This window comes from Klebsiella sp. P1927, from assembly GCF_018204675.1.
GTDB lineage: Bacteria > Pseudomonadota > Gammaproteobacteria > Enterobacterales > Enterobacteriaceae > Klebsiella > Klebsiella pneumoniae.
This window is the reverse complement of sequence record NZ_CP073377.1, coordinates 2,700,305-2,725,021: the sequence shown is the minus strand read 5'-3', so window position 1 is coordinate 2,725,021 and position 24,717 is coordinate 2,700,305. Positions and strand designations below refer to the sequence as shown.

At 57.6% G+C, this 24,717-nt stretch carries 23 protein-coding genes; 18 read left to right on the top strand and 5 right to left on the bottom strand.

The annotated features are described in order from the left end of the window. Positions 1 to 36 precede the first annotated feature (36 nt). From KB892_RS31140 to KB892_RS13715, 4 genes are all read left to right on the top strand, one after another. Positions 37 to 3,060: a hypothetical protein gene (locus KB892_RS31140; protein WP_014343022.1), complete on the top strand. Its 3,024-nt coding sequence runs from the start codon at positions 37 to 39 to the stop codon at positions 3,058 to 3,060. Positions 3,061 to 3,070: 10 nt separating this feature from the next. Then, the gene (locus tag KB892_RS13725) at positions 3,071 to 3,802 is read left to right on the top strand and encodes a LamG-like jellyroll fold domain-containing protein (protein ID WP_002902128.1); all 732 of its coding nucleotides are present in this window, start codon (positions 3,071 to 3,073) and stop codon (positions 3,800 to 3,802) included. After that, positions 3,799 to 4,008, top strand: a complete 210-nt coding sequence (locus KB892_RS13720; protein WP_002902131.1) for a hypothetical protein — start codon at positions 3,799 to 3,801, stop codon at positions 4,006 to 4,008. The genes KB892_RS13725 and KB892_RS13720 overlap by 4 nt, the downstream gene beginning before the upstream one ends. Positions 4,009 to 4,112: 104 nt before the next feature. Further along, positions 4,113 to 4,397: a hypothetical protein gene (locus KB892_RS13715; RefSeq protein ID WP_002902133.1), complete on the top strand. Its 285-nt coding sequence runs from the start codon at positions 4,113 to 4,115 to the stop codon at positions 4,395 to 4,397. Here the strand turns inward: KB892_RS13715 and KB892_RS31665 are convergent. The 5 genes from KB892_RS31665 to KB892_RS13700 form a co-directional block, all read right to left on the bottom strand. Continuing rightward, positions 4,357 to 4,461 carry a YnaM/YnfT family protein gene (locus KB892_RS31665; RefSeq protein WP_349815103.1) on the bottom strand — a complete coding sequence of 35 codons (105 nt, stop codon included), beginning with the start codon at positions 4,459 to 4,461 and terminating at the stop codon, positions 4,357 to 4,359. The genes KB892_RS13715 and KB892_RS31665 overlap by 41 nt on opposite strands. A gap of 158 nt (positions 4,462 to 4,619) precedes the next feature. Then, the gene (locus KB892_RS13710) at positions 4,620 to 4,868 is read right to left on the bottom strand and encodes a DinI-like family protein (RefSeq protein ID WP_002902136.1); all 249 of its coding nucleotides are present in this window, start codon (positions 4,866 to 4,868) and stop codon (positions 4,620 to 4,622) included. Positions 4,869 to 5,284: 416 nt separating this feature from the next. After that, entirely contained in the window at positions 5,285 to 5,482 is a 198-nt protein-coding gene (locus KB892_RS31520; protein WP_306427412.1) for a hypothetical protein, read from the bottom strand. After that, positions 5,464 to 6,444, bottom strand: a complete 981-nt coding sequence (locus KB892_RS13705; protein ID WP_000019473.1) for an IS5-like element ISKpn26 family transposase — start codon at positions 6,442 to 6,444, stop codon at positions 5,464 to 5,466. Before KB892_RS13705 ends, KB892_RS31520 begins: the two co-directional genes overlap by 19 nt. Positions 6,445 to 6,687: 243 nt before the next feature. Beyond that, a protein-coding gene (locus tag KB892_RS13700; protein WP_223174630.1) for an IS1 family transposase occupies positions 6,688 to 7,385 on the bottom strand; the annotation gives its coding sequence in 2 pieces (ribosomal slippage) (positions 6,688 to 7,136 and positions 7,136 to 7,385; 699 coding nt in all). A gap of 66 nt (positions 7,386 to 7,451) precedes the next feature. On the opposite strand from KB892_RS13700, the gene tssC reads away from it, so the two are divergent. The 14 genes from tssC (at position 7,452) to KB892_RS13630 (ending at position 24,697) form a co-directional block, all read left to right on the top strand. Continuing rightward, positions 7,452 to 8,996: a type VI secretion system contractile sheath large subunit gene (gene tssC, locus KB892_RS13695; protein WP_002902148.1), complete on the top strand. Its 1,545-nt coding sequence runs from the start codon at positions 7,452 to 7,454 to the stop codon at positions 8,994 to 8,996. 9 nt (positions 8,997 to 9,005) lie between these two features. After that, positions 9,006 to 10,349 (top strand): type VI secretion system baseplate subunit TssK, encoded by a 1,344-nt coding sequence (gene tssK / locus KB892_RS13690; protein ID WP_004218490.1) that lies wholly within the window; start codon positions 9,006 to 9,008, stop codon positions 10,347 to 10,349. Then, positions 10,346 to 11,035 carry a type VI secretion system protein TssL, short form gene (tssL, locus tag KB892_RS13685; RefSeq protein ID WP_004151603.1) on the top strand — a complete coding sequence of 230 codons (690 nt, stop codon included), beginning with the start codon at positions 10,346 to 10,348 and terminating at the stop codon, positions 11,033 to 11,035. Before tssK ends, tssL begins: the two co-directional genes overlap by 4 nt. After that, positions 11,032 to 12,738 carry an OmpA family protein gene (locus tag KB892_RS13680; protein ID WP_004151602.1) on the top strand — a complete coding sequence of 569 codons (1,707 nt, stop codon included), beginning with the start codon at positions 11,032 to 11,034 and terminating at the stop codon, positions 12,736 to 12,738. Before tssL ends, KB892_RS13680 begins: the two co-directional genes overlap by 4 nt. A gap of 4 nt (positions 12,739 to 12,742) precedes the next feature. After that, positions 12,743 to 13,234 (top strand): type VI secretion system effector Hcp, encoded by a 492-nt coding sequence (gene hcp / locus KB892_RS13675; RefSeq protein WP_002902160.1) that lies wholly within the window; start codon positions 12,743 to 12,745, stop codon positions 13,232 to 13,234. A 264-nt stretch (positions 13,235 to 13,498) separates the two neighbouring features. Beyond that, complete coding sequence (gene tssH / locus KB892_RS13670; protein WP_002902163.1) at positions 13,499 to 16,153, top strand: type VI secretion system ATPase TssH; 2,655 nt, start codon at positions 13,499 to 13,501, stop codon at positions 16,151 to 16,153. Between the two features lies 1 nt (position 16,154). After that, positions 16,155 to 18,524, top strand: coding sequence for a type VI secretion system Vgr family protein (locus tag KB892_RS13665; protein WP_004228410.1), 2,370 nt, complete (start codon positions 16,155 to 16,157; stop codon positions 18,522 to 18,524). Further along, positions 18,525 to 19,304 (top strand): DUF4123 domain-containing protein, encoded by a 780-nt coding sequence (locus tag KB892_RS13660; RefSeq protein ID WP_002902169.1) that lies wholly within the window; start codon positions 18,525 to 18,527, stop codon positions 19,302 to 19,304. 63 nt (positions 19,305 to 19,367) lie between these two features. Then, complete coding sequence (tli1, locus tag KB892_RS13655; protein ID WP_002902172.1) at positions 19,368 to 19,898, top strand: T6SS immunity phospholipase A1-binding lipoprotein Tli1-KP; 531 nt, start codon at positions 19,368 to 19,370, stop codon at positions 19,896 to 19,898. Between the two features lie 68 nt (positions 19,899 to 19,966). Continuing rightward, complete coding sequence (gene tli1 / locus KB892_RS13650; RefSeq protein WP_002902174.1) at positions 19,967 to 20,497, top strand: T6SS immunity phospholipase A1-binding lipoprotein Tli1-KP; 531 nt, start codon at positions 19,967 to 19,969, stop codon at positions 20,495 to 20,497. Positions 20,498 to 20,564: 67 nt separating this feature from the next. Continuing rightward, on the top strand, positions 20,565 to 21,095 hold the full coding sequence (tli1, locus tag KB892_RS13645; protein ID WP_002902176.1) for a T6SS immunity phospholipase A1-binding lipoprotein Tli1-KP: 531 nt from the start codon (positions 20,565 to 20,567) through the stop codon (positions 21,093 to 21,095). 68 nt (positions 21,096 to 21,163) lie between these two features. Further along, complete coding sequence (tli1, locus tag KB892_RS13640) at positions 21,164 to 21,694, top strand: T6SS immunity phospholipase A1-binding lipoprotein Tli1-KP (protein ID WP_002902178.1); 531 nt, start codon at positions 21,164 to 21,166, stop codon at positions 21,692 to 21,694. Between the two features lie 67 nt (positions 21,695 to 21,761). Then, positions 21,762 to 22,292, top strand: a complete 531-nt coding sequence (tli1, locus tag KB892_RS13635) for a T6SS immunity phospholipase A1-binding lipoprotein Tli1-KP (RefSeq protein WP_002902180.1) — start codon at positions 21,762 to 21,764, stop codon at positions 22,290 to 22,292. After that, positions 22,280 to 24,697: a T6SS phospholipase effector Tle1-like catalytic domain-containing protein gene (locus tag KB892_RS13630; RefSeq protein ID WP_004151601.1), complete on the top strand. Its 2,418-nt coding sequence runs from the start codon at positions 22,280 to 22,282 to the stop codon at positions 24,695 to 24,697. The genes tli1 (KB892_RS13635) and KB892_RS13630 overlap by 13 nt, the downstream gene beginning before the upstream one ends. Positions 24,698 to 24,717 lie beyond the last annotated feature (20 nt).

Here is a 24,717-nt window from a genome sequence, read left to right as displayed (position 1 = left end):
CAACCGGCATATGCCGGTTTTTTTATTGGGGCGACCATGAGTGAATACGATACCGGCAATCCTGTGCCGTCTGCATCCATGCCTGATGCATGGGATAATATGCAGTCTATTGACAAGTTCGTTAATAGCAGCGAAGAGACCATTACCACACGCACAGGCGAACAGTTAGATACTTTGCGTGGCGTTAATGTTAAGGCGGACAACCAGCTAACGCAGCAGCAAGAAGACTTTGAAACCTCACAAAAAGAAAGGGATGCTGTAGTTGAGGAAGCCCGCCAGAACCTGATCCCTCTCAGCCGGCAGTACATGACGCTGGCGGCGGCACAAGCGGATATTGCGAATAACCCCGAGGGTAGCACCACGTATTACCGCAGCCCGGACGACAGCGCGCTCGCGATCGAAGTCATGAATGTTGGCGGGACGCTGCAGCCTACCGGGCGAAAAATGCCGTCCAGTCAGGCTGTAGATTCAGTGAGGGGATTAATAGACAGCCAGGGCGAAAACCCATTTTCAGTGGTGTTTAAAAATGGTCTTTCACCGTTCGGCTACAAAGACGGGCGACTGTATGCTGATGAATTTCAGAAGCTCTATTCTTCAGATGCCGGGTTAGAGTTTGGCGGCAGCATCATTGATAACAATCCGCCGGATGGATGGCGTTTTGTCATCTACTATCGAAATGGTCTGGTGATGTGTGGTCAACGGAATGACGGCACGATGATCGGTTTCGGTGAGGGCGGCAGCGGTGGCGGCTCGATTGAGCCGGGCGATACGGCAGCGGACTATGACTCAATCCGCAACTACACGGGCACAGCAACTGTGCGCGACGTCGTCGGCCAGCGTATCGCCGGCAGGTTCGTGGTCAATCCGGATGATACGACCTCCGGGGAAATACCGGGCGGGATACTGGTCGATGTGCTGGGACGCCGCTGGTATCGCCAGGCGGAATTTGTCAGCTATGACATGTTTATGGCCCCCCGTGTTCCAGGTGCTACGCTCCTTGCTGTGCAGGTCGCCCTGGCGATGGGCAACTGTTCATCCGCGATAGCATACCTGTCTGGTGTTGAAGCTGCCGATGCCGCTATCCAGAATGCTCATCGTTATGCGAACCTGCTCAATATCCCGGTTCGTCAGAATGATGGTGCCTTCCTGGTATTAGTTGACCATGAAGCAGAGGTTCGGACAAAAACGTCACTCGGAGGGTCGATAATTTTTACCTCCGCTGACTCAGGTGTTAACGAAATCCGCTGGGGGCCACTGCGACTGCTTGATCCTACAGCGCCTGAGCCAAAACGTATGTTCAATATCAAGGGGAAAGAACGTATTGAACTCACTCCTGCTGAGCTGGCTACGTTCAACACCAGTTACTCTCAGTACCTGAAAAAAGGCTCTAACTATCTGCCGTATCCGAAACTGTATCCTTATTACGGCGGGATGTTCTATGCGCTTTCTAATGAAGTGGAGATTTACCGAAACGGAAACAGGGATAACCCTCGTGACCGGGTTTTATACCGCGAATTCTCCCGTATTGGTAGAAATGGCGCGCTGACGGAACGGATTGTGAAAGATATTCCGACCGGCTCAATTGGTTACGCTGCGATTATCCCGAAAGAAGATGATTTTCTGGAATTTGAATGCCCGCATTTTATTGAGCTGGGCGACAGTCGTCGATTCCTGAATATCGAAGTTTCCAGGCCGATGGTGCGCATTAAAAATCTGGTGCATACGTCGTGGCAAACAGCTTCAACAAGTCTCGAAAGCCGCGTGGTTATTTCTGCTCGCGAAGTCTTTGACGTCTTTTGCGAATACGGAGAAACCACCTGTCACCCGGCGGAGAACGGCTCATATGTCATCTGCATTCGAGATACCTGCAACGTGCATATCGATAACTATTACGGACTGCATGGCTGGGGATTTCAGGGGCATCACGGAATAAAGGGTTTATACGGCAACAGAAATACGTTTAACCGCGTTGATTTCCACAGCTTCGGGTACGATGTTTTCTTCAAAGATCTGACTGTGAAAGGCAGGCAAATTAACCTGCAGGGAGGTAATGAGTGGTCGATAGAGAAACTTCGTCTGTATATCACCCGCACCAGTGGCGATGCAGTGGAGTATTTCCTTAACTACGCCATCGGCATGAGGCAGGACTATGCCAGTGACTGCGATGGCATTCTCAATATTGATGGTGTCACGGTGATGTGGGACAGAGGGCTACCCGCATGGTACAACACGACCCGGTCATTTGACCTTGTCAGAATTATCGATACGGCCAACTCTCTTGATCAGGGCATCGACAGCAAACTACCGCCTACCATCACCATCCGCAATATAGTGTTTGATCTCGCCGGCATCCAGACCGGAAGACCGAATGACAATTTTGAGTTCTGCGCTGTTACGGCCTTACGTTCTCAGTTTACCGACTACGCGGTAACCGGACGTAAAACGCTGCTACCCGACAATATCACCGTTGATGGAATGACGGCTATTAACGTCCAGCCAACACAGAACGCTGTCATGTGCGGCATCAAATTGCCTGCCGACCTGTATCAGAACACTGTGGGCTCACGTAACAAAAAGGGCAGCGACGGGACGAACGCCCGGATCACACTGCGCAACCTGCACAGCGTTATCAACAATCCGTCCATCGAGCTGGCCGCAGCCCAGACCGTCGATATTCCGGGAGACGCGGCAAACTGGACCGCTGATTACCTGAACAGTGATTACAGCTGGATACCGCGGATTACCCTGGATAATTGCATCCCGGCAATTATCCATACTCCTGGCGCAAAAGCTGTTGTCGATATTCATGGCGGCAAGCTGGCGCGGGTCTACACCAACGGCAATGGCAACCGCTGCCGGGTCACCGGTGCTGATATTGAGCTGATACCTGATGCGTCAGGCGTGGTCTATTTTGCAGCAGATAAAACACTGGTTACTGGCTGTTCGTGGCTGAATCCGACGAACGGCGCAACCTATACTGGAACCTTACGCGGTTCTGGAAATGAGATGATCGGTGATAGCGCCAAAGCGCCTAACCTCCCTGCAAATGCGTTTATTTGAGGAGTAACAAATGTCTAATGGAACACGTATTCTGCTCAACTCGGACGGTATCATCACCGACTGGAGCAAGCAGCACTTTGAGCCTGTAGCTTCTCCGCTATCGGCAATCAGTAATCCGAAGGTCGCTTACGACCTGTTGACGCCTCTCGATAACTCGCGGCACGGATTTAGCGTGCAGCAGGGCGTTCAGAAGCTGAAACCATATGGACTGCAGTTTCAAGGTACTGCAGGTAGTCAAACAGACTTTACGGAGGCTGGACTTGCGGGACTATCTTTCCTGACGGCTTTCCGTTTCAGTGCCATCGACACATTCCAGTACGTTCTGGACTGTCGAGATCTTACCGTCGGCTCCGGTCACGGCTTTGCCATCACATACAACCCCACCGGGCAGCGCCTGGAGCTGCGTGTTGCGTGGCCTGATGGCTCAATGGGTATTTACTACGCAACCGGACAAACCATCGTTGCTGACAAATGGTATGTGGCCTGTGGTGTCATTTCCCCTAACCGCAATCACAAATTAACTTTGTCTGATGGAACCGCAATTGCTGCTAGCCCAACGGGCTATCTGGCTAACGTTGCTGGCAGTCCTCTCATGCTCGGTGCAAGTGCCGCAGGATCCTCGATGCTCAAAGGCGACATTGGGTTCTTTGGTGCATGGGGTAATGAGTTCTCCGCAGGAGATATCACAAATGCCATAGCCCTGGGAACTAGTATCATGACCGGAAGAGGGGAGACGGTATGACAACAATCGCAGTTAAGATTGAGACTGTTTCAGGGGCAAAAGTAGAATTCTCACATGAAGTATTTATCTGGGATGAACTGAACCAGTTTGAGCGTGATGACATCATCAGTTTACTGGTAAACGGTAATGATGATGCGCAAGCCGTTATATCAGTAAGCACTGGCTATACGCTGAGTTGGTCCCAAAGCGAAAACGAGGCCCCTTAAAGACTTATGTCGCTGTCACAGTAACCAATAGCCACATCTTGTATTGACCTTGCCCACCAACAAAACTACTGTATATAAATACAGCATTAATTGGAGGGCAGATCATGCTTCGACAGACAGACATCGCCGCGGCTTTCCGCGAGTCCATTTTGCGCAGTTCCAAGGGGTTCCAGTACATTCACACCCGAGACTTCGTTACCGCACTGCGCCTGCGCGGCATCCACTTCTCCGAGGTGGAGGCGAACTCCTGGATCGCGCGGGAACAAACGTATTTCGTCGATAAGACGCCTGACCATAGCGAAAACAGGCTGTGGATGATGGCAGGGATGGGGAGGGGCTCTGATGGTGCTAGTCAGGGTTGTTGGAGACTCCAATCCATAGTTTTATGACGCTTATGGTAAATAGTGCGAGGATGACAAATACAACGCTTGAGGTGATCAGAAGAGTAGTCATAGTGAGCCTTATTAATAGTGGTTATTATTCAGGCAGCTCATTTAGTGAATAGTTCAAAGTGTGTTGCACATAGGCCCACCCGGCAGCTAATGTATGCTGCTGCCTGGTGGGGGTAGTGACTCAGGCAGGAGATCACCGCGAATGATTATATAGACCGATCAACGCACAAACCAGTCGTCAGCCGTCTCCCAAGCGTCTTTTAGAGTGGTCTCTACAAATTCTTTGGCGATTTCTTTATCAGTCGCCCACAAAACGCTCAGTCCATCATTACTGGCCGTTTTCACGATCACTTCAACGTCGTCATATTGCTTGCTGATTCGACGGGTCATTTCGTCTTTCAAGGCCTCCATTGACCCCTTTGGCATTTTCGCGGCTTTCTCTTTGGCAATGCTGATTTCTACACGCATGATAATCACCTTTGTGCTGGTTGAATATACAGTATTCAGCGAGAGATGATTACTAGTCAAATGGATTGTTTAGGTTTGTGAGTACATAATTAAGTACATATTTTAGGTAATTATTAATTAATTTTATTTTAAATCAGTTAGTTATAATTTTGTTCAAGTAATCTTCGGCATAATCGCCGACCAGCATTAGGATTTTCTTGCTCATCTTTGTGTCTCGTTGTGGGCGAAAGGTGTCTTAGATATAGCCTGGCGACTTGCAGAATGCGAACCGTTCAGGATGCCGACGACGGTGTCGTGTGCGTCTTGTAACCGGGCTCATGTTTTTTTGCTAACGACAACTTTGTTCGACATCGCGCTGTGGCTCGTTATCCGCAAAAAATCGGTTTGTGGGGAGTAAGGGGAGCAGAAGAATATTGTTACCGTTTAGATTTCGCGCCAGCACTATTAAGGAAGGTGCGAATAAGCAGGTCATTTCTTCCCAAGCTGACTCGCTGATTAAAATTTCGCGGATCTGGGCCGATTTTTTTCCCGCAAACACATCGAATCAGCCTATTTAGGCTATTTTTTCCACCATTTCTGGCGTTATTTCCGGTTTTTACTGAGATCTCTCCCACTGACGTATCATTTGGTCCACCCGAAACAGGTTGGCCAGGGTGAATAACATCGCCAGTTGGTTATCGTTTTTCAGCAGCCCTTTGTATCTGGCTTTCACGAAGCCGAACTGCCGCTTGATGATGCGAAACGGGTGCTCCACCCTGGCACGGATGCTGGCTTTCATGTATTCGATGTTGATGGCCGTTTTGTTCTTGCGCGGATGCTGCTTCAAGGTTTTTACCTTGCCGGGACGCTCGGCGATCAGCCAGTCCACATCCACCTCGGCCAGCTCCTCGCGCTGTGGCGCTCCTTGGTAGCCGGCATCGGCTGAGACAAATTGCTCCTCTCCATGAAGCAGATTACCCAGCTGATTGAGGTCATGCTCGTTGGCCGCGGTGGTGACCAGGCTGTGGGTCAGGCCACTCTTGGCATCGACACCAATGTGGGCCTTCATGCCAAAGTGCCACTGATTGCCTTTCTTGGTCTGATGCATCTCCGGATCGCGTTGCTGCTCTTTGTTCTTGGTAGAGCTGGGTGCCTCAATGATGGTGGCATCCACCAAAGTGCCTTGGGTCATCATGACGCCTGCTTCGGCCAGCCAGCGATTGATGGTCTTGAACAATTGACGGGCCAGTTGATGCTGCTCGAGCAGGTGGCGGAAATTCATGATGGTGGTGCGATCCGGCAGGGCGCTATCCAGGGATAATCGGGCAAACAGGCGCATGGAGGCGATTTCGTACAGGGCATCTTCCATGGCACCGTCGCTCAGGTTGTACCAATGCTGCATGCAGTGAATACGCAGCATGGTCTCCAGCGGATAGGGCCGTCGGCCATTGCCCGCCTTGGGATAAAACGGCTCGATGACTTCCACCATGTTTTGCCATGGCAGAATCTGCTCCATGCGGGAGAGGAAAATCTCTTTTCGGGTCTGACGGCGCTTAGTGCTGAATTCACTATCGGCGAAGGTGAGTTGATGGCTCATGATGTCCCTCTGGGATGCGCTCCGGATGAATATGATGATCTCATATCAGGAACTTGTTCGCACCTTCCTTAAGCGTCCGCCGCGAAGGGGCAATCGGATGGAAGCCAGATATTTTCCCTCTGAGTAATTGATTGCGTTGTTACGCTAAATTTGCATAATGAGCGAATTATATTGCCCCGGTCGTCTCTATGGTTTCCTTTATTCATCCGCTTAATGTTTTAGCCCGCCGGTAATGACTCCAATTTACTGATAGTGTTTTATGTTCAGATAGTGCCCGATGACTTTGTCATGCAGCTCCACCGATTTTGAGAACGACAGGGACTTCCTGCCCAGCCTTGCCAGATGCTGTCTCAGATTCAGGTTGTGTCGCTCAATTCGCTGCGTGTAACGCTTACTGATGACGTGCAGTTTTCCCTTCAGACGTGACTCATACATCGGCCAGCCGTCCGTCATCCATACCACCACGTCAAAAACTGACAGCAGGCTCAGAAGACGCTCCAGTGTGGCCATAGTGCGTTCACCGAAAACGTGGGCTACCACCGCCCTGCGTATCCTGTCATACGCGTAAAACAGCCAGCGCTGACGTGATTTTGCACCGACGTAGCCCCATTGCTCGTCCATCTCCGCACAGACAATGACATCACTGCCCGGCTGTATCCGGGAGGTTACTGACTGCGGCCTGAGTTTTTTAAATGGCGCAAAATGGTGTTGAGGCCCACGCCCATTAGTCGTGCGGTGGCACGGCAACCGACGCCGTTCATAGCCATATCAATGATTTTCTGGTGTGTACCGGGCTGAGAAGCGGCATAAGTGAAGGTGAGCTGCCATGTTTTACGGCAGTGAGAGCAGAGATAACGTTGATGCCCGGCAGTACTTTTGCCATTACGCATCACGCCTTCAGTAGCGGAACAGGAGGGACAGCAGACGGAGACTGAAGCCACGGGAGCACCTCAAAAACACCATTATACACTAAATCAGCAAGTTGGTAGCATCACCGGAAAATGCTAATGTCTGTTACCACAGAAAACGCCCCTGTTCAGGGGCAAACCACGCTGCAGGAAAACAGGGCGGGCGAGGGCGTTTACGCCTCGCTGTTTGAAAAAATTAATCTCACCCCGGCGTCTCGCCTCGGGGATATCAACGACTTTCTGGACGATGCCGCGCTCTCCGAGGCGCCGGCGGCGGAACGTCTCACCGCGGCGATGCAGGTGTTTATGGAACGCATCCGCCAGTCCGGCCAGCGGGTGGAAAAGCTCGACAAAACGCTGATCGATCACCATATCGCCGAGCTGGATTTCCAGATAAGCCGTCAGCTGGACGCGGTGATGCACCATCAGGAGTTTCAGCAGGTCGAATCCCTGTGGCGCGGCCTCAAACAGCTGGTGGACAACACCGACTATCGGCAGAACGTCAAAACGGAGATCCTCGACGTCGCCAAAGACGATCTGCGCCAGGACTTTGAGGACGCGCCGGAGCTTATCCAGAGCGGCATGTACTGGCACACCTATACCGCGGAGTATGACACTCCCGGCGGCGAGCCGATCGGCTCGGTGATCTCGGCCTATGAGTTCGACGCCAGCCCGCAGGATGTGGCGCTGCTGCGCAATATCTCCCGCGTCTCTGCGGCCGCCCATATGCCGTTTATCGGCGCCGTCGGCCCGGCCTTCTTCCTGAAAGAGACCATGGAAGAGGTGGCTGCCATTAAGGATATCGGCAACTACTTCGATCGTGCGGAATATATCCGCTGGAAGGCGTTTCGCGAAACTGACGATGCCCGCTACATCGGCCTGGTGATGCCGCGCGTGCTGGGTCGTCTGCCGTACGGTCCGGACACCGTGCCGGTGCGCAGCTTCAACTATGTCGAGCAGGTGAAGGGCCCGGATCACGAAAAATATCTCTGGACCAGCGCGGCGTTCTCCTTCGCATCTAATATGGTGAAGAGCTTTGTTAACAACGGCTGGTGCGTGCAAATTCGCGGTCCGCAGGCGGGCGGCGCGGTGAAAGATTTGCCTATCCATCTGTACGATCTGGGCACCGGCAACCAGGTGAAGATCCCTTCCGAGGTGATGATCCCGGAAACGCGGGAGTTTGAGTTCGCCAGCCTGGGCTTTATCCCGCTGTCGTACTACAAAAATCGCGATTACGCCTGCTTCTTCTCGGCCAACTCCGCGCAGAAACCGGCGCTGTACGATACCGCCGACGCCACCGCCAACAGCCGTATCAACGCGCGTCTGCCTTACATCTTCCTGCTGTCGCGCATCGCGCACTACCTGAAGATGATCCAGCGCGAAAATATCGGCACCACCAAGGACCGGCGTCTGCTGGAGCTGGAGCTGAACACCTGGGTGCGGAGCCTGGTGACCGAAATGACCGACCCCGGCGACGAGCTGCAGGCCTCCCATCCGCTGCGCGATGCCAGCGTGGTGGTGGAAGATATCGAGGATAACCCGGGCTTCTTCCGCGTGAAGCTGTACGCGGTGCCGCACTTCCAGGTCGAGGGGATGGACGTCAATCTGTCGCTGGTTAGCCAGATGCCAAAGGCGAAGGCGTAGGTTCGGACGATGATGAAAACGGAACGTCCGTTGTGGGGCCGGGGCATTATGGTGTCGCCTCAGCATTTTCAACAGCAGGCTGCGTATGCAGCCTGGACTGCGGAAGTGATTGCCCGGATGGGTCTTAACCACCCCTGGGGAGTGGTTGAGGCGACCTTCGAACCAGAGATGCTCAAACTGGGCCGCCTGCAGGCTCACAGGCTGCAGGTCCGGTTCCAGGATGGCACGATGATTGATACGGACAATGCCGATGCGCTGCCGTCCGCGCTGTCGCTGGACGGCGCGCCCGGCGAGGCGGTGATCGTGCTGGCGCTGCCCCTGATGCAGGCGAATGGCGGCAACTGTCTGAAGCCGGAGGAGGTTGCCGAAAGGCCGGTGCGCTTCCGGCAGCGCTGGCGCGATGTCCGTAACCAGTTTGGGGATGATACCCGGCAGATTGCCGTCATACAGCCGGAGCTGACCCTCCGCTTCGCCCACCAGGACAACAGCGATTACCTGACCTGTCCGCTTGTTCGCCTGCAGCGGGACTCGCAGGGGGCCTGGCTTATCGACGAGACGTTTCTCTCGCCGCTGCTGCAGATCCAGGGCAGCCGCTGGCTGGCGACGCAGCTTGAACAGCTGCTCGTCCAGCTCCGGGCTCGTCTGACGCGCCTGATGGCCATGCGTCGCGAAAGCAATGAACGGATGGCTGATTTTGCCGTAGCCGATGTCTCTCTGTTCTGGTTGCTGAATGCGCTGAACAGCGCCGAACCGGTGCTGGGGTACTTTCTGCGTTACCGGCAAAGCCCGCCGGAACGCCTCTACCCGGAGCTGGCGCGCCTGGCTGGTAGCCTGCTGACCTTTTCGCTCACCCATCAGGCGAATGCCGTCCCGATCTATCAGCATGACCAGCTGAACGCGGTTTTTCCGCCGCTGTTTGATTTACTGAGCGACCTGCTGGAGGCGAGCCTGCCATCGCGGGTGGTGGCGATTGCCCTGGAGCATGATGTCCGGCTGCACTTCTGGCAGGCGCGTCTGCACGATGCCCGGCTGCGGGAAGGGGCTGATTACTACCTGTCGGTTCGTTCGTCGGTACCGGTCGCCCAACTGCAGGAGCAGTTTCCGCGCCAGTGCAAAGTGGGCAGTCCGGATCATGTCAAAGCCATCGTCAACTCCTCGCGGACAGGGGTGCCCCTCACGCCATTGCGTCATGTGCCGGCGGCGATCCCGCTGCGTCTGGAAAATCAGTATTTCAGCCTCGATGTGTCCCACCCTCTGGCAACGGAAATGCTGCAGAGCGGCACCTGTATGTTTTACGTCCCGGGGATGCTCGGTGAGCCTGAACTTGAACTTTTTGCGGTACTACGAACGTGAATGAGCCTAAACGCGGCAACGCCGCGTCCATTGATATTGATGCGCTGCTGCAGAACACCTGGCTGCAGGTTATCAGCCTGCGCCACGGCCCGCAGTTCCGCGATGAGGAAGGGTACACGCTATGGCAGCGCTGTATTGCTGATGTCGAGCGCGTGCAACATGAGCTGAAGGCGAGCGGGCTTGATGACGTCAGCTGTCAGCATATTCTCACCGCCCAGTGCGCGCTGCTCGATGAAGCAGTGAAAGGTCGCGGCGTGGAGGATGAGGCCTGCCTGCAGTGGTATGACATTCCGCTGCAGGGGCACTTCCTCGGCACCATGGACGCCGGCGACACCCTGTGCGAGCGGATGCGTGATGTGTTGCGTGAACCGGCGCCCAACCTGGCCGTGGTCACCTGTTTTCAGCGGGTGATGCTGCTGGGTTTTATTGGCAGCTTTCGCTCCCTCCACGACCCCGAGCGCCTGAAGCTGGTCAACGCGCTCGGTGAGCGTGTTCCTCCTTTTCAGTGCCCGGCTACCGCTCCCGTACTGGTAGAGAGTCGCGCCGGTCTGGGGATAAGCGGCTGGCTGGCCCCATGGCCGGTACGTATTGGCCTGAGCGTGGTGGTGGTACTCGCCCTGTGGTGGGGACTCAACCACTGGCTCGATCACCTGCTGCTGACCTTGTTACCGGGGGAGGTGAAATGAGCCCCCCGCAGCAGCGTGGGCTGGCGCTGTGGGCCAGTCTGCTGAGTGCGCTGGTGTGCCTGCTATTTTTGCCGGTTCCCCGCTGGGGGGCGTGGCTCATTCTGCTGGTCACGCTGGCCCTGATCATCGGGATCTGGCGCATCGCCAGTCGTCGTACCGGACGTAACGTCGCATCAACCCTGGCCCCTCTCCCGGAGGGCGCTTATCGCCAACCGGTGGTCCTCGTTTGCGGCGACCTGCCGTGTGTCTGGCCGCAAGCGTCACCGGTGCGAGTGGTCAAACAGGGCTGCTGGATCCGCGTGGAAAAGACGGAGGAGCTGCAGCAGGTCGCGCGCCAGGTATTGAGCCAGCGGCCGGAATGGGGGCCTCAGCTGTCGGTGCTGCTCTGCGTCTGCCCGCAGCGGCATGCGCAAAGCGATGCGCTGACCAGCGCTCTGCTGGCCCTGCGCTGGCAACTCAGCCAGCTGCGCCAGCAGACGGGGTATGCCGTACCGCTGGTGCTGCAGGGGCAGGTGGGCAGCGCGATGAGTCGCGACCTGTTGTGGCAGGCGGCGATACCGGGTGAAGCGGTGAAAGTCTGGCAGCCCTCCTGCGCCCCCTGTTCCGTACCGGCCTGGGTAAGCGCCGGTGGGGCGGCCGCGCTGGAGCAGCAGGTGCTGATGAACAGCCTGATGGGCTGGTTTGAACAGCACGTCCATGCCGTGTTGACGGAAGAGAATACCGACCTGCCACCTCTGACCCCTGCGGCCGTGCTGTGGGGCCTCGGGCCCTCGCTGCCTGGAAGGCTGGCATCGTCGGCCTGGACGACGTGGTTATCCCGACATAGCGGCCTGTCGCGGGTAGCTGGCTGGCAGCCAGATGAGAGCGACACCGGGGACGCTTCAGCTTTGCCGGAATTAATCCTGCCGCAGTTACCGGTGGGACGGGGACTCACGCCACGAGGCAGGGCCTGGCGAGCGGCGCTCGCGATTTTCACCCTCGCGGCTGTCGCCGCGCTGCTCAGCAGTGGCTGGAACAATCGACAACTGCTGCAGCGCGTGAGCGTCGATATTGCCCGTTATGAGCGGATTGCGATGGATGATTATCGACCAAAAGCCAGCGCTGTCAGGGTGCTGCGTGAAGATGCCGCGCTGCTTGATAGCTGGGCGCGTAACGGCGTCCCGCTGCGCCTGAGTCTGGGCTTGTATCACGGGGAGCAGATTCGCCTGCCGTTGCTGGAGGCGATTCGCGGTTACGTGCCGCCTCCGCCTCCGCCCAGGCCGGTGCAGCGCGTCGCGCCGGATGTCATCCGCCTTGACAGCATGTCGCTATTCGATACCGGGAAATGGGTACTGAAGCCTGGTTCGACAAAGCGGCTGGTCAGCTCGCTGATGGACATTAAGGCCAGGCCCGGGTGGCTGATCGTGGTGGCGGGTCACACCGACAGCGTGGGTGAGGAAAAAGCCAACCAGCTATTGTCGCTGAAACGTGCGGAATCGGTCCGCGACTGGATGCGCGATACCGGCGACGTGCCGGACAGCTGCTTTGCCGTTCAGGGCTATGGCGAAAGCCGACCAATTGCAACAAACGATACGCCGGAAGGCCGTGCGCTGAACCGTCGTGTCGAAATCAGTCTGGTGCCGCAGGTAGACGCCTGCCGGTTACCGGACCAACCCTCTGCGTCATCCCAGGATGATGGCGCTTCACTACACAATGGAGAGTAATTCCATGGCAATTCCTGTTTATCTTTGGCTGAAAGACGACGGCGGCGCGGACATTAAAGGGTCTGTCGACGTTCAGGATCGTGAAGGCAGTATCGAAGTGGTGGCTCAGGAGCATAACCTGTACATCCCGACCGATAACAACACCGGCAAACTGACCGGCACGCGTATTCATACGCCGTTCCTGTTCACCAAGGAGATCGACTCCTCCAGCCCCTACCTGTACAAGGCAGTGACCACCGGCCAGACCCTGAAATCCGCTGAGTTCAAGTGGTACCGAATCAACGATGCCGGCCAGGAAGTGGAGTATTTCAATACCAAACTTGAGAACGTCAAGGTGGTGAAAGTGAATCCCCTGATGCACGACATCAAAAACCCCGCCTACGAGAAGCACAACCATCTGGAACAGATTGAGCTGCGCTACGAGAAGATCACCTGGACCTATAAAGACGGCAACATCATTCACTCCGATAGCTGGAACGAACGCGCCACCGCGTAATTGCCCGTCATATTTCGCGCCGCTGGCGCGCAGGCGACGTTCGCTCATCCCGGCCGCATCGTTATCTCTGCGGCCGGGGATTATTGCGGGCGATCGCCTGATGCGGGCAGCGTTTCTCTGCCCGCCGTTTTTTGCTGAGCGCCTGAGATACGGGTTCTCAGCAAAGAAAAACACAATCTGTCTGCCTGACCTTGTGCGCTAGGGGTTCCTGTTCAGGAACAGCGACGGGCGGTAGCGTGTCCGGAAACAATAAGAGAGGATCTCATGGAAAATCCAGCCAGCCTGTTACGCCGTCTTAATCCCTGCTGTGCCCGCGCAATGGAGGGGGCGGCCTCCCTGTGCCAGACCCGGGCGCATGCCGAGATCCTGCCCGAGCACTGGCTGCTCAAGCTGCTGGAACAGGGGGAAGGCGATCTGACGGTGCTGGCGCGGCGCTATGAATGGGATATGGATGCGCTGTGGCAGGATCTGCTGAGCTGGCTGGATAAACAGCCGCGCTCGGTACGTCATCGTCCCCAGCTCTCTGACCATACCCTGAGGCTGATGCAGGAGGCCTGGCTGATTGCCTCTCTCAGCGGCGAAGCGCAGATCCGCAGTGTTCACCTGCTGATGGCGCTGGTTGAAAAACAGAATCTGATCCAGTGCGATGGCCTGTGGCCGCTGTTAACGCTGGGCCAGCGTCAGCTGGAACGCCTGCGCTCCTTGCTGGATGCCCAGTCCGACGAACGTCCGCCAGCGCAGCAGGAAGCGGCGCTGGCGCAGCCCCATGGCGGGGACGTGGAATTTGTGGGGCGTCCTGCGGGCAGCGAACTGAATGCGGATGGGCTCAACCCGGCGCTGCAGAACGCGCTGGACAAATTCACTCTCGACGTCACCGCCAAAGCCAGAGACGGCCAGATTGACCCGGTGTTCGGACGCGACATGGAAATCCGCCAGATGGTGGATATTCTCTCCCGTCGGCGAAAAAACAACCCGATCCTCGTCGGTGAGCCGGGCGTGGGCAAGACCGCTCTGGTGGAAGGCCTGGCGCTGCGCATTGCCGAAGGCAACGTCCCCGACGCGCTGAAGCCAGTGTCGGTGCGCACCCTTGACCTCGGTCTGCTGCAGGCCGGCGCCGGGGTCAAAGGCGAGTTCGAGCAGCGGCTGAAAAATATCATTGAGGCGGTACAGCAGTCGCCTTCGCCGGTGCTGCTGTTTATCGACGAGGCGCACACGATCATCGGCGCGGGTAATCAGGCGGGCGGCGCGGATGCCGCCAACCTGCTGAAGCCGGCGCTGGCCCGGGGCGAACTGCGGACCATCGCCGCCACCACCTGGAGTGAATACAAGCAGTACTTCGAGCGCGACGCCGCGCTGGAGCGCCGCTTTCAGATGGTCAAGGTGGATGAGCCGGACGACGACACCGCCTGCCTGATGCTGCGCGGCCTGAAGTCCCGCTATGCCGACCACCACGGCGTGCATATCACCGATGATGCGGTGCGCGCCGCCGTGACGCTGTCACGACGCTATCTCACCGGTCGCCAGCTGCCGGACAAGGCAGTGGATTTACTCGACACCGCTTCCGCCCGCCTGCGTATGAGTTTGGATACCGTGCCTCAGCCGCTGACCCGCATGAAGGCGCAGCTCACCGCGCTGGCGATGGAGAAGCAGGCGCTGCTGGAAGATATTGCGCTGGGCAACAGCGCCCGCGGCGATCGGCTGGCGGCCATTGAGCAGGAGGAGATCCGCCTTATTCTGGCGCTGGATACCCTTGAAACTCAGTATGGTCAGGAGCTGCAGCTGACGGAAGCGCTGCTCGCCTGCCGCCGCGATATCTCCCGCCAGGCGGAAATTAGCGATCTACAAACCGCGCTTATCGCCGTCCAGCAGGGCAATCCGCTGCTCGGGCTGGACGTCGACGTCCGCACCGTGGCGACGGTGATTGCCGACTGGACCGGCGTGCCGCTCTCCTCGCTAATGAAAGATGAGCAGACGGAGCTTCTGAGTCTGGAAGAGAGTCTCGGCAAACGGGTGGTTGGCCAGGAGGCGGCCCTGAGCGCTATTGCCCGGCGCCTGCGCGCCGCGAAAACCGGCCTGACGCCGGAGAACGGTCCGCAAGGGGTGTTCCTGCTGGTCGGGCCGAGCGGCACCGGCAAAACGGAAACGGCGCTCGCCCTGGCCGATGCGCTGTTCGGCGGCGAGAAAGCGCTGATCACCATCAATCTCTCCGAGTACCAGGAGCCGCACACCGTCAGCCAGCTGAAGGGTTCTCCGCCGGGCTACGTCGGCTACGGCCAGGGCGGGATCCTGACCGAGGCGGTGCGCAAACGCCCCTACAGCGTGGTGCTGCTCGATGAGGTGGAAAAGGCCCATCGCGATGTGATGAACCTGTTCTACCAGGTCTTCGACCGGGGGGTAATGCGCGACGGCGAGGGGCGTGAAATCGACTTTCGCAACACCGTGATCCTGATGACCGCCAACCTCGGTAGCGACCTCCTGATGCAGCTGCTGGATGAACAGCCGCAGGCCAGCGAATCAGACCTGCACGAGCTGCTGCGCCCGGTGCTGCGCGGCCACTTCCAGCCGGCGCTGCTGGCCCGCTTCCAGACGGTGATTTACCGTCCGCTGCCGGCGGGAGCGCTGCGCGCCATTGTCGGCATGAAGCTCGGGCAGGTAAGTCAGCGTCTGGCTTGCCATTACGGAATCACCACCACCCTCAGCGAGAGCCTGTTCGCCGCGCTAACCGAGGCCTGCCTGCTGCCGGATACCGGCGCCCGCAACGTCGACAGTCTGCTGAATCAGCAGATCCTGCCGGCGCTGAGTCAGCAGCTATTGAGCCATATGGCGGCGGGGCAGAAACCGCGCCAGGTGACGCTGGGGTATCACGAAGAGGAAGGCGTCGTGATGGCGTTTGACGAGGGGACAATATCCGATGAGTAGCGTGAAATCGTTGTTGTTCAGCCATAACCACCACCTGCTTTCGGTGCAGGGATGTGAAGCCGGGCTTGATGTGCTGGCCTTCGAGGGCGATGAAGCCCTGAGCCAGCCGTTCCGCTACCGTATTGAATTCACCAGCGCAGACCATGCCATCAGCAAAGAGATGATGCTGATGAAGGCAGCCTCCCTGACGCTGCAGGCGCCGGTGGCTCAGGGCTTCGGCATCAATGTTCAGCAACCCGTGCGGGTGATCCAGGGCGTGGTGACGGGGTTTGAAAGGCTCGGTACCTCCAGGGATGAAACGCACTACGCGCTGACGCTTCAGCCGCGCCTGGCGCTGCTCAACCGCTCGCACCAGAACGCCATTTACCAGGACCAGTCCGTTCCGCAGATTGTGGAAAAAATCCTCCGCGAGCGCCACGGCCTGCGCGGTCAGGATTTTCTGTTCTCGCTGACAAAAACGTATCCGCGACGCGAGCAGGTGATGCAGTACGGCGAGGATGACCTGCGCTTTATCACCCGGCTGCTGGGAGAGGTGGGGATCTGGTTTCGCTTTACCGCCGACACGCGGCTGCACATCGACGTCGCTGAGTTCTGCGACAGTCAGCAGGGCTATGAGAAGGGGCTGACGTTGCCTTCGGTCCCGCCGTCAGGGCAGCAGTCGGCCGGGGTGGACGCGGTGTGGGAGATGGCATGCCGCCACCGCGTCGTGGAGCAGCAGGTCAGTACCCGCGACTACAACTACCGCGAGGCGACGGCGGACATGAACGCGCAGGTGGATGTCACCCGCGGGGAGACCACCACCTTTGGTGAGGCTTACCACTGGGGAGATAACTACCTGACCGCCGGGAATGTCCATGACCGCCATCCGGCGCCGGAGTCCGGGGCGTTTTACGCCCGTCTTCGTCATGAGCGTTATCTGAACGGCCAGACCCGGATGCAGGCCACCACCAGCTGCCCGACGCTCTGCCCGGGACAGGTGCTGAAGGTCACCGGCGGAGAGGAGGTGGCCAGGGAGTTTGCTGATGGCGTGCTCATCACGGCGATGCACAGCCACGCCCGGCGCGATGCCGACTTTGCGGTGGAGTTTGCCGGCATACCGGACAGCCCGGACGTCGGCTACCGGCCTGAGCCCGGCGCGCGTCCGGTGATGGCCGGGACGCTGCCGGCCCGCGTGACCAGCACCCGGGAAAACGACACCTACGGGCATATCGACAAACACGGACGCTACCGGGTGAATATGTTGTTTGATCGGGCGCGCTGGGAAACCGGGTTCGAGAGCCTGTGGGTCCGTCAGTCGCGGCCGTATGCCGGAGACACCTACGGCCTGCACCTGCCGCTGCTGGCCGGGACGGAGGTGGCGATTGGCTTTGAGGATGGTAACCCTGACCGGCCGTATATCGCGGGCGTGCTGCACGACTCGGCGCACGGCGACCACGTCACCATCCGCAATGACAAACGTAACGTCCTGCGCACCCCGGCCAACAACAAAATCCGCCTCGACGATGAGCGCGGGAAAGAACATATCAAGGTCAGCACGGAGTACGGCGGTAAAAGCCAGCTGAACCTGGGGCACCTGGTGGACAGTGACAGGCAGCCGCGCGGCGAAGGCTTTGAGCTGAGAACCGACAGCTGGGGAGCTATCCGGGCACAGAAAGGGATATTTATCAGCGCGGACGGACAGGTGCAGGCTCAGGGGCAGGTGCTGGCGATGGAGCCGGCGGTCAGTTTGCTGAAAGGTGCGGTGAATCAGGTCACGGAATGGGGAAGCATTACGCAAACCCATCATAATGTTATCCCAGACACCGGCCCATTAAGCGCACTGACCACAGGCGCCAGCGATCTTAAACAGCCGACATTGCTGATGTCGGCCCCGCAGGGGATTGCCGCAGTCACGCCGGAAACAACCCTCCTGCACAGCGGTAAGGGGCTGTATCTGCAGAGCCTGGGAGAGGTCAACATCACCACGGCACAGCGCTGTTCTCTGAATGCCAGCCAGGCTATTTCACTGCTGGCGCAACAGGAGGGGATGAGGCTGGTCTCCGCCAAAGGTCCGCTGCAAGTAGAGTCGCACGGCGATATTCTATCGCTGACCGCGCTAAAAGATATCACCGTCCAGTCAACCCAGGGGCATCTGCAGTTGACGGCTAAAAATGGCATCACCCTGGGTTGCGGCGGCGCATATATCCGTCTTACCCCGCAGGGAGAGATACAGATCCACGGACCGGGGGTGATTAGCCTTAAGGGGCAGCATGATTTGCAGGGGCCGGTCAGCGAGGAGTTTCCCTTGCCTGAGCTACCGGCATCGGTGTGTAAAGAGTGCCTTAAAAAAGCCCAGGCGCTGGCGCAGGGCTTCGTGCCGCGGGAGGCATAGATGACCAGACAATGGATTGAGGAGGTCGCCGGAACCTGTCGGGCTTTCGGAACGGATTATCTGCATGTCATTATCGATCAGGCGGGGGTGGGTTTTTCCGTTATTCCGGCGCTGAATTCGCTGTCAGTTGAGTGGCAGTCGCTTTTTCATGGACTTCCGGAAGCATTTATTGTCGATGATGCTCCGCTGGTGGCGCGCTTTACGCTTGATGATCTTGAGCAAATGCGCTGGTTACAGGATATCAGCCAGCAACTTGCCATCCAGGCGCCGCTGCTCCTGTTCTGCACATATTGGCCCTTTTCGGCGCTAGCGAACTGGCTCACGCAGTGTATGGATATTCTGCAGGAAGGGCGCAGCGGAATTTTACGCTTTTACGATACCCGGGTATTTCCGCTGTTGTTTACGCACATTCTCAGTGACGAGCAGCAAGAGCCATTGATGCGTCCGGCCCTGTTTTGGGCGTGGCAGGATCTTGACGGCCAGGCGAAAGGCATCAAGGGCAGTGGTCTCCTGCCGGAACGCGATGAAAAGGCGCCAAAAATAGAACTCAGCGATCGCCAGCTTGAGCATCTGATGTGTATCAGCGATGTCATCGTCATGTTGTCGCACTGTGCTCCGCCTGCGGGCATGTTTGACTCAAGACAGTCACTGTTTTCGGCCTGTTACCAGGGCATGGTGGAGGCGACACGCCAGGGTCTTCTTCTGGATGACGCTCGTGAAGACTGGGTAATGAAGAAGTGGCTTGCCGACGTAAAAACCAGTGAGAGACCTTCAGAATGAAAAGCCTGGTCTGGCTGAGTACACCCCTCTCTTCATTACCCTCAAACCGACAGGGAGAGTCCAATGAAATCTGCATTAATCAGCCCGCTGCTGGCGGGGCTGCTGCTGTTAACCGGCTGCGCACAGCCTGCCGCACAGGCCGGAGGCGGCGGTGGCGGAACAATAAAAGCCATCAACCACACAAAATGGGCAATCAACCACTTCAGTATCAACGGCCAGTCGGGCATCGATTCAATAGGCCCGTTTCAGGGGGGCGGAGGCGGCTGCTGCTTCAGCGTGCCCGCCCGCTGGACGCCGGGTATGACGGTGCGCGTTGACTGGGAAACCGGGGTGGGGGATATGGAAGGATTTCCTGGCTTTGGCAATGATGAAAAGTACCTTGCCTGGGCTAAGAAAATGAAGGCCCAGAACCGGCAGCACAGCAAAACTGTCCCGCTGCCCGACTATAACGGCCAGGATGTGTGCGGCATTACGGTACACTTTTTACCCTGCGATGACGTGAAGGTGACCACCAGCTGCTGGTCACCGAGAAATGTGAACTATCCGATAAAAGAGCCCGTCAGGATGACGGAGCCGGCCGTCTGTCCGAAGTAGCCCGCCTTCGTTTATTCAGGATGGCATCACCTTCACTTAATCACCCTCAAACCGACAGGGAGAGTCCGATGAAATCTGCATTAATCAGCCCGCTGCTGGCGGGTCTGCTGCTGTTAACCGGCTGCGCGCAGCCTGCCGCACAGGCCGGAGGCGGCGGTGGCGGAACAATAAAAGCCATCAACCACACCAAATGGGCGATCAACCACTTCAGTGTCAACGGCCAGTCGGGGATCGACATTATAGGCCCGTTTCAGGGCGGCGGTGGCGGCTGCTGCTTCAGCGTGCCCGCCCGCTGGACGCCGGGTATGACGGTGCGCGTTGACTGGGAAAGTGGTGAGGCATCGACTGAAGGTTTTCCTGGATTTGCTGATTACGAAAAATATAAAGCCTGGGAGAAAAAAATGAGCTCTCAGAATCGGCAGCACAGCAAAACCGTTCCGTTGCCCGACTATAACGGCCAGGATGTGTGCGGCATTACGGTGCACTTTTTACCCTGCGATGACGTGAAGGTGACCACCAGCTGCTGGTCACCGAGAAATGTGAACTATCCGATAAAAGAGCCCGTCAGGATGAAGGAGCCCGCCGTATGTCCGAAGTAGCACGCCTTCGTTTCCCCGGGGTGACATCACCATCCCTTCATTACCCTCAACCGACAGGGAGAGTCCGATGAAATCTGCATTAATCAGCCCGCTGCTGGCGGGTCTGCTGCTGTTAACCGGCTGCGCGCAGCCTGCCGCACAGGCCGGAGGCGGCGGTGGCGGAACAATAAAAGCCATCAACCACACAAAATGGGCGATCAACCACTTCAGTGTCAACGGCCAGTCGGGCATCGATTCAATAGGCCCGTTTCAGGGGGGCGGAGGCGGCTGCTGCTTCAGCGTGCCCGCCCGCTGGACGCCGGGTATGACGGTGCGCGTTGAATGGGAAACCGGGCAGGGTTCATCCGCGGGTTTCCCGGGGTTTGCTGATGAGGCGAAATACCTTGCCTGGAAAAAAGGGATTGATGCCCAAAAGAGGCAGCACAGCAAAACCGTTCCGCTGCCCGACTATAACGGCCAGGATGTGTGCGGCATTACGGTGCACTTTTTACCCTGCGATGACGTGAAGGTGACCACCAGCTGCTGGTCACCGAGAAATGCGAACTATCCGATAAAAGAGCCCGTCAGGATGAAGGAGCCGGCCGTCTGTCCGAAGTAGCCCGCCTTCGTTTATTCAGGATGGCATCACCATCCCTTCATTACCCCCAAACCGACAGGGAGAGTCCAATGAAATCTGCATTAATCAGCCCGCTGCTGGCGGGTCTGCTGCTGTTAACCGGCTGTGCACAGCCAGCCGCACAGGCCGGAGGCGGCGGTGGCGGCACAATAAAAGCCATCAACCACACAAAATGGGCGATCAACCACTTCAGTGTCAATGGCCAGTCGGGCATCGACATTATAGGTCCGTTCCAGGGGGGCGGTGGCGGCTGCTGCTTCAGCGTACCCGCCCGCTGGACGCCGGGTATGACGGTGCGCGTTGACTGGGAAACCGGGGTGGGTGATACAGAAGGTTCCCCTGGCTTTGGTAATGATGAAAAGTACCTTGCCTGGGTTAAGAAAATGAAGGCTCAGAACCGTCAGCACAGCAAAACCGTTCCGCTGCCTGACTATAACGGCCAGGACGTGTGCGGCATTACGGTGCACTTTTTACCCTGCGATGACGTGAAGGTGACCACCAGCTGCTGGTCACCGAGAAATGCGAACTATCCGATAAAAGAGCCCGTCAGGATGAAGGAGCCGGCCGTCTGTCCGAAGTAGCACGCCTTCGTTTATTCAGGCTGGCATCACCATCCCTTCATTACCCTCAACCGACAGGGAGAGTCCAATGAAATCTGCATTAATCAGCCCGCTGCTGGCGGGTCTGCTGCTGTTAACCGGCTGTGCACAGCCAGCCGCACAGGCCGGAGGCGGCGGTGGCGGCACAATAAAAGCCATCAACCACACAAAATGGGCAATTAACCACTTCAGTGTCAACGGCCAGTCGGGCATCGATTCAATAGGCCCGTTCCAGGGGGGAGGTGGCGGGTGCTGCTTCAGCGTGCCCGCCCGCTGGACGCCGGGTATGACGGTGCGCGTTGAATGGGAAACCGGGCAGGGTTCATCCGCGGGTTTCCCGGGGTTTGCCGACAGGGCTAAATACAAAGCCTGGATAGCAGACATTGATGCCCAAAAACGCCAGCACAGCCAAACCGTTCCGCTGCCCGACTATAACGGCCAGGATGTGTGCGGCATTACGGTGCACTTTTTACCCTGCGATGACGTGAAAGTGACCACCAGCTGCTGGTCACCGAGAAATGCGAATTATCCGATAAAAGAGCCCGTCAGGATGAAGGAGCCCGCCGTATGTCCGAAATAACTGAAACCCATGCCGCCTGGGTCCCGCCGCCGTTTCCGCCGCAGGGACGTCTGCCGGGCCGGGCGCTGCAGGTTGGGCAGAACTGCCATCAGCAGAACAGCGACGAGCGGCGCTATCATCAGGAACTGTGCCTGGCTGCCGGACGGCGCGTGGATCCGCCGTGCTGCAAGACGCTGCATATCAGTCTGTTTTTCGATGGTACCGGCAATAACTTAAATCATGACTTTTTTATCGCGAACCCGAAACATCCGACCAATATCGCCCGGCTGTTTCGGGCGACTATTGGAACGGGTACGGCTGGCGGGGTGCCGTCTGACGGTCAGAGTGAGCTGTTTGATGATGACGCCGAGGGGGACGGGAAATATTTTAAATTCTATATGCCTGGCGTTGGCACCCCCTTCCCGGAAGTGAATGACCCGGACTATTCCACCATGGGTCTGGTGGGGGCAGTTAAGGGGGAGGATCGGATTAACTGGGCGCTGCTGCGGATAATCGATGTGCTGATGTTTAGTGCCACCAAAAAATGGCTGACCACCACAGAGAGTCGTCGTTCACTGAAAGAAATGAGCACCAGCTGGAACCGGCTGTGGTTTGGCGGCAGCCATAACCGCTATGAAGAGTTCACTCGTTTGCTGAATGATTTGGCCTCTGATTTGAAGCCCCTGATTATTCAGCCTGAGCCGGGCAAGCCGAAACTGACAGGCATCAAGCTGTATGTCTATGGTTTTTCCCGCGGCGCGGCAGCGGCGCGCACCTTTGTGCGCTGGCTGAGCGAACTGCTGCCCCCGCCGGCGGCGGAGGGTGAAAAACCGCCGCAGTGCCTGCAGACAGGCGGGATGCGGCTGCCCGTCAGCGTGGAGTTTCTCGGGCTGCTGGATACGGTGGCCTCCGTCGGGGTGGCGCATGTGGTGCCGGTTGCCGACGGGCATATGTCCTGGGCAGACGGCACGATGGAGCTGCCGGATGATGAAACCTATGGCGGGCTGATAAAAAAATGTGTTCATCTGGTCTCCGGGCATGAGCAGCGTCTCTGCTTTCCGCTGGACTCGGTGCGGCGGGCAAACGGCAAATACCCGCCCTGTGCCACTGAGGTGGTTTACCCGGGGATGCACTCGGATATTGGTGGAGGATATCCGCCGGGGGATCAAGGGAAAGCGAATGGTAAAGATGATGCATTATTGCTGTCGCAGATTCCTTTGAACGATATATATACCGCTGCTTTTAGCGCAGGGGCTCCATTAAAAGTACCACAGGATACGCTGCCAGAGTTTTTTAAAAATGATGCCTGGAGAAAAATGCCATTAGATTTGTTAGATGCGTTTTTTGTTGATGAGGCTCTGGTCAACCGCTTCAATGCCTGGCGCGAACTCACTCTGGGCCAAACCACGCCGAAAACGTTCGATCCCGAAGCAGCCTCTCACTACGAACCACCTGCCGCCGGCGGCAGTCTGGAAACCGTCATTGCTGAGCAGATGGCCTGGATCACCGCCTGGCGCATCGACCGCTATGCCAGAGGCTCGATGCTGAAAACGCCCTTCTATCAGCGCGCCAAGAATACCGACGCGCTGCCTGCCGCGCGTAAGGCGGCAGAAGAGGTTCGTGATGAAAAACAGGCGGCGGTGCTCAGGGCTCGCCAGAACCAGATAGCAAACCAGCCCCCTGACAGGATGGATGAGCTGGTTTTGCAGCCGGGCGTGAAGGATTTTGACCCAAAGATGGATCAAACCCAGCTGTTCGACGCGGCGAAGGAGTTCGGTAAGGATTACCACGACGGTTACCGTATTCCGGATAACCTGGCGCAGCTGGTGCTGGATACCGTGCTGCAGCCGGTGATTTTCGTTCTCAATACCGATGATGAAGCGCAGGAATACCGGCGCATGAAGCGTGACGGAGAGGCCCGGGTGGTCGTCCTGTTCCCAGAGGCCGGGGAGGCCAGCAACGCGGAACAGCCTGCCGGGCTGGTGAGGGCGCTGTTTGATGACCAGATACATGACTCACGCGCCTGGTTTATGTATGCCGCGCTCGGCACGCGCGAGATGTGGACCGGTTACTTCCGCTACCGGATGATTTACTTCAGCGAGCGCTGCAGTAAACCGCTCTCGCCGCTGGTGCTCGCCGGAGACCTGGTGGGTTTTGCGACCGTGACCGCGGGTGTCGTGCTCAGTTTCCGGCAAAAGCGCCTGACCGGCAAGCTGGCCGGGCTGGCTGCGACAGGCGCCGTGCGCTCGCTGGAGGTGGCGGTGCTGGACAAGATAACCGGGGAAGCGCTGCCGGAGCTGCCCGGAGGGGCGCAGCTGCGGGCATTTACCCACGAGCCGGGAACCGTTGTCGCACAGCAAAAGGCGCGGAAAGCGGAAGAGCAGCTGGCGCGGGGGCAAGCCGCGCTGCCGGCCAGCTGGCTGTAGGACGTTCTGACGACAACGGT

Coding starts and splice junctions, on each gene's coding strand:
- KB892_RS31140 (WP_014343022.1), top strand. CDS start 37: ATGAGTGAATACGATACCGGCAATCCTGTGCCGTCTGCATCCATGCCT.
- KB892_RS13725 (WP_002902128.1), top strand. CDS start 3,071: ATGTCTAATGGAACACGTATTCTGCTCAACTCGGACGGTATCATCACC.
- KB892_RS13720 (WP_002902131.1), top strand. CDS start 3,799: ATGACAACAATCGCAGTTAAGATTGAGACTGTTTCAGGGGCAAAAGTA.
- KB892_RS13715 (WP_002902133.1), top strand. CDS start 4,113: ATGCTTCGACAGACAGACATCGCCGCGGCTTTCCGCGAGTCCATTTTG.
- KB892_RS31665 (WP_349815103.1), bottom strand. CDS start 4,461: ATGACTACTCTTCTGATCACCTCAAGCGTTGTATTTGTCATCCTCGCA.
- KB892_RS13710 (WP_002902136.1), bottom strand. CDS start 4,868: ATGCGTGTAGAAATCAGCATTGCCAAAGAGAAAGCCGCGAAAATGCCA.
- KB892_RS13705 (WP_000019473.1), bottom strand. CDS start 6,444: ATGAGCCATCAACTCACCTTCGCCGATAGTGAATTCAGCACTAAGCGC.
- tssC (WP_002902148.1), top strand. CDS start 7,452: ATGTCTGTTACCACAGAAAACGCCCCTGTTCAGGGGCAAACCACGCTG.
- tssK (WP_004218490.1), top strand. CDS start 9,006: ATGATGAAAACGGAACGTCCGTTGTGGGGCCGGGGCATTATGGTGTCG.
- KB892_RS13680 (WP_004151602.1), top strand. CDS start 11,032: ATGAGCCCCCCGCAGCAGCGTGGGCTGGCGCTGTGGGCCAGTCTGCTG.
- hcp (WP_002902160.1), top strand. CDS start 12,743: ATGGCAATTCCTGTTTATCTTTGGCTGAAAGACGACGGCGGCGCGGAC.
- tssH (WP_002902163.1), top strand. CDS start 13,499: ATGGAAAATCCAGCCAGCCTGTTACGCCGTCTTAATCCCTGCTGTGCC.
- KB892_RS13660 (WP_002902169.1), top strand. CDS start 18,525: ATGACCAGACAATGGATTGAGGAGGTCGCCGGAACCTGTCGGGCTTTC.
- tli1 (WP_002902172.1), top strand. CDS start 19,368: ATGAAATCTGCATTAATCAGCCCGCTGCTGGCGGGGCTGCTGCTGTTA.
- tli1 (WP_002902174.1), top strand. CDS start 19,967: ATGAAATCTGCATTAATCAGCCCGCTGCTGGCGGGTCTGCTGCTGTTA.
- tli1 (WP_002902176.1), top strand. CDS start 20,565: ATGAAATCTGCATTAATCAGCCCGCTGCTGGCGGGTCTGCTGCTGTTA.
- tli1 (WP_002902178.1), top strand. CDS start 21,164: ATGAAATCTGCATTAATCAGCCCGCTGCTGGCGGGTCTGCTGCTGTTA.
- tli1 (WP_002902180.1), top strand. CDS start 21,762: ATGAAATCTGCATTAATCAGCCCGCTGCTGGCGGGTCTGCTGCTGTTA.
- KB892_RS13630 (WP_004151601.1), top strand. CDS start 22,280: ATGTCCGAAATAACTGAAACCCATGCCGCCTGGGTCCCGCCGCCGTTT.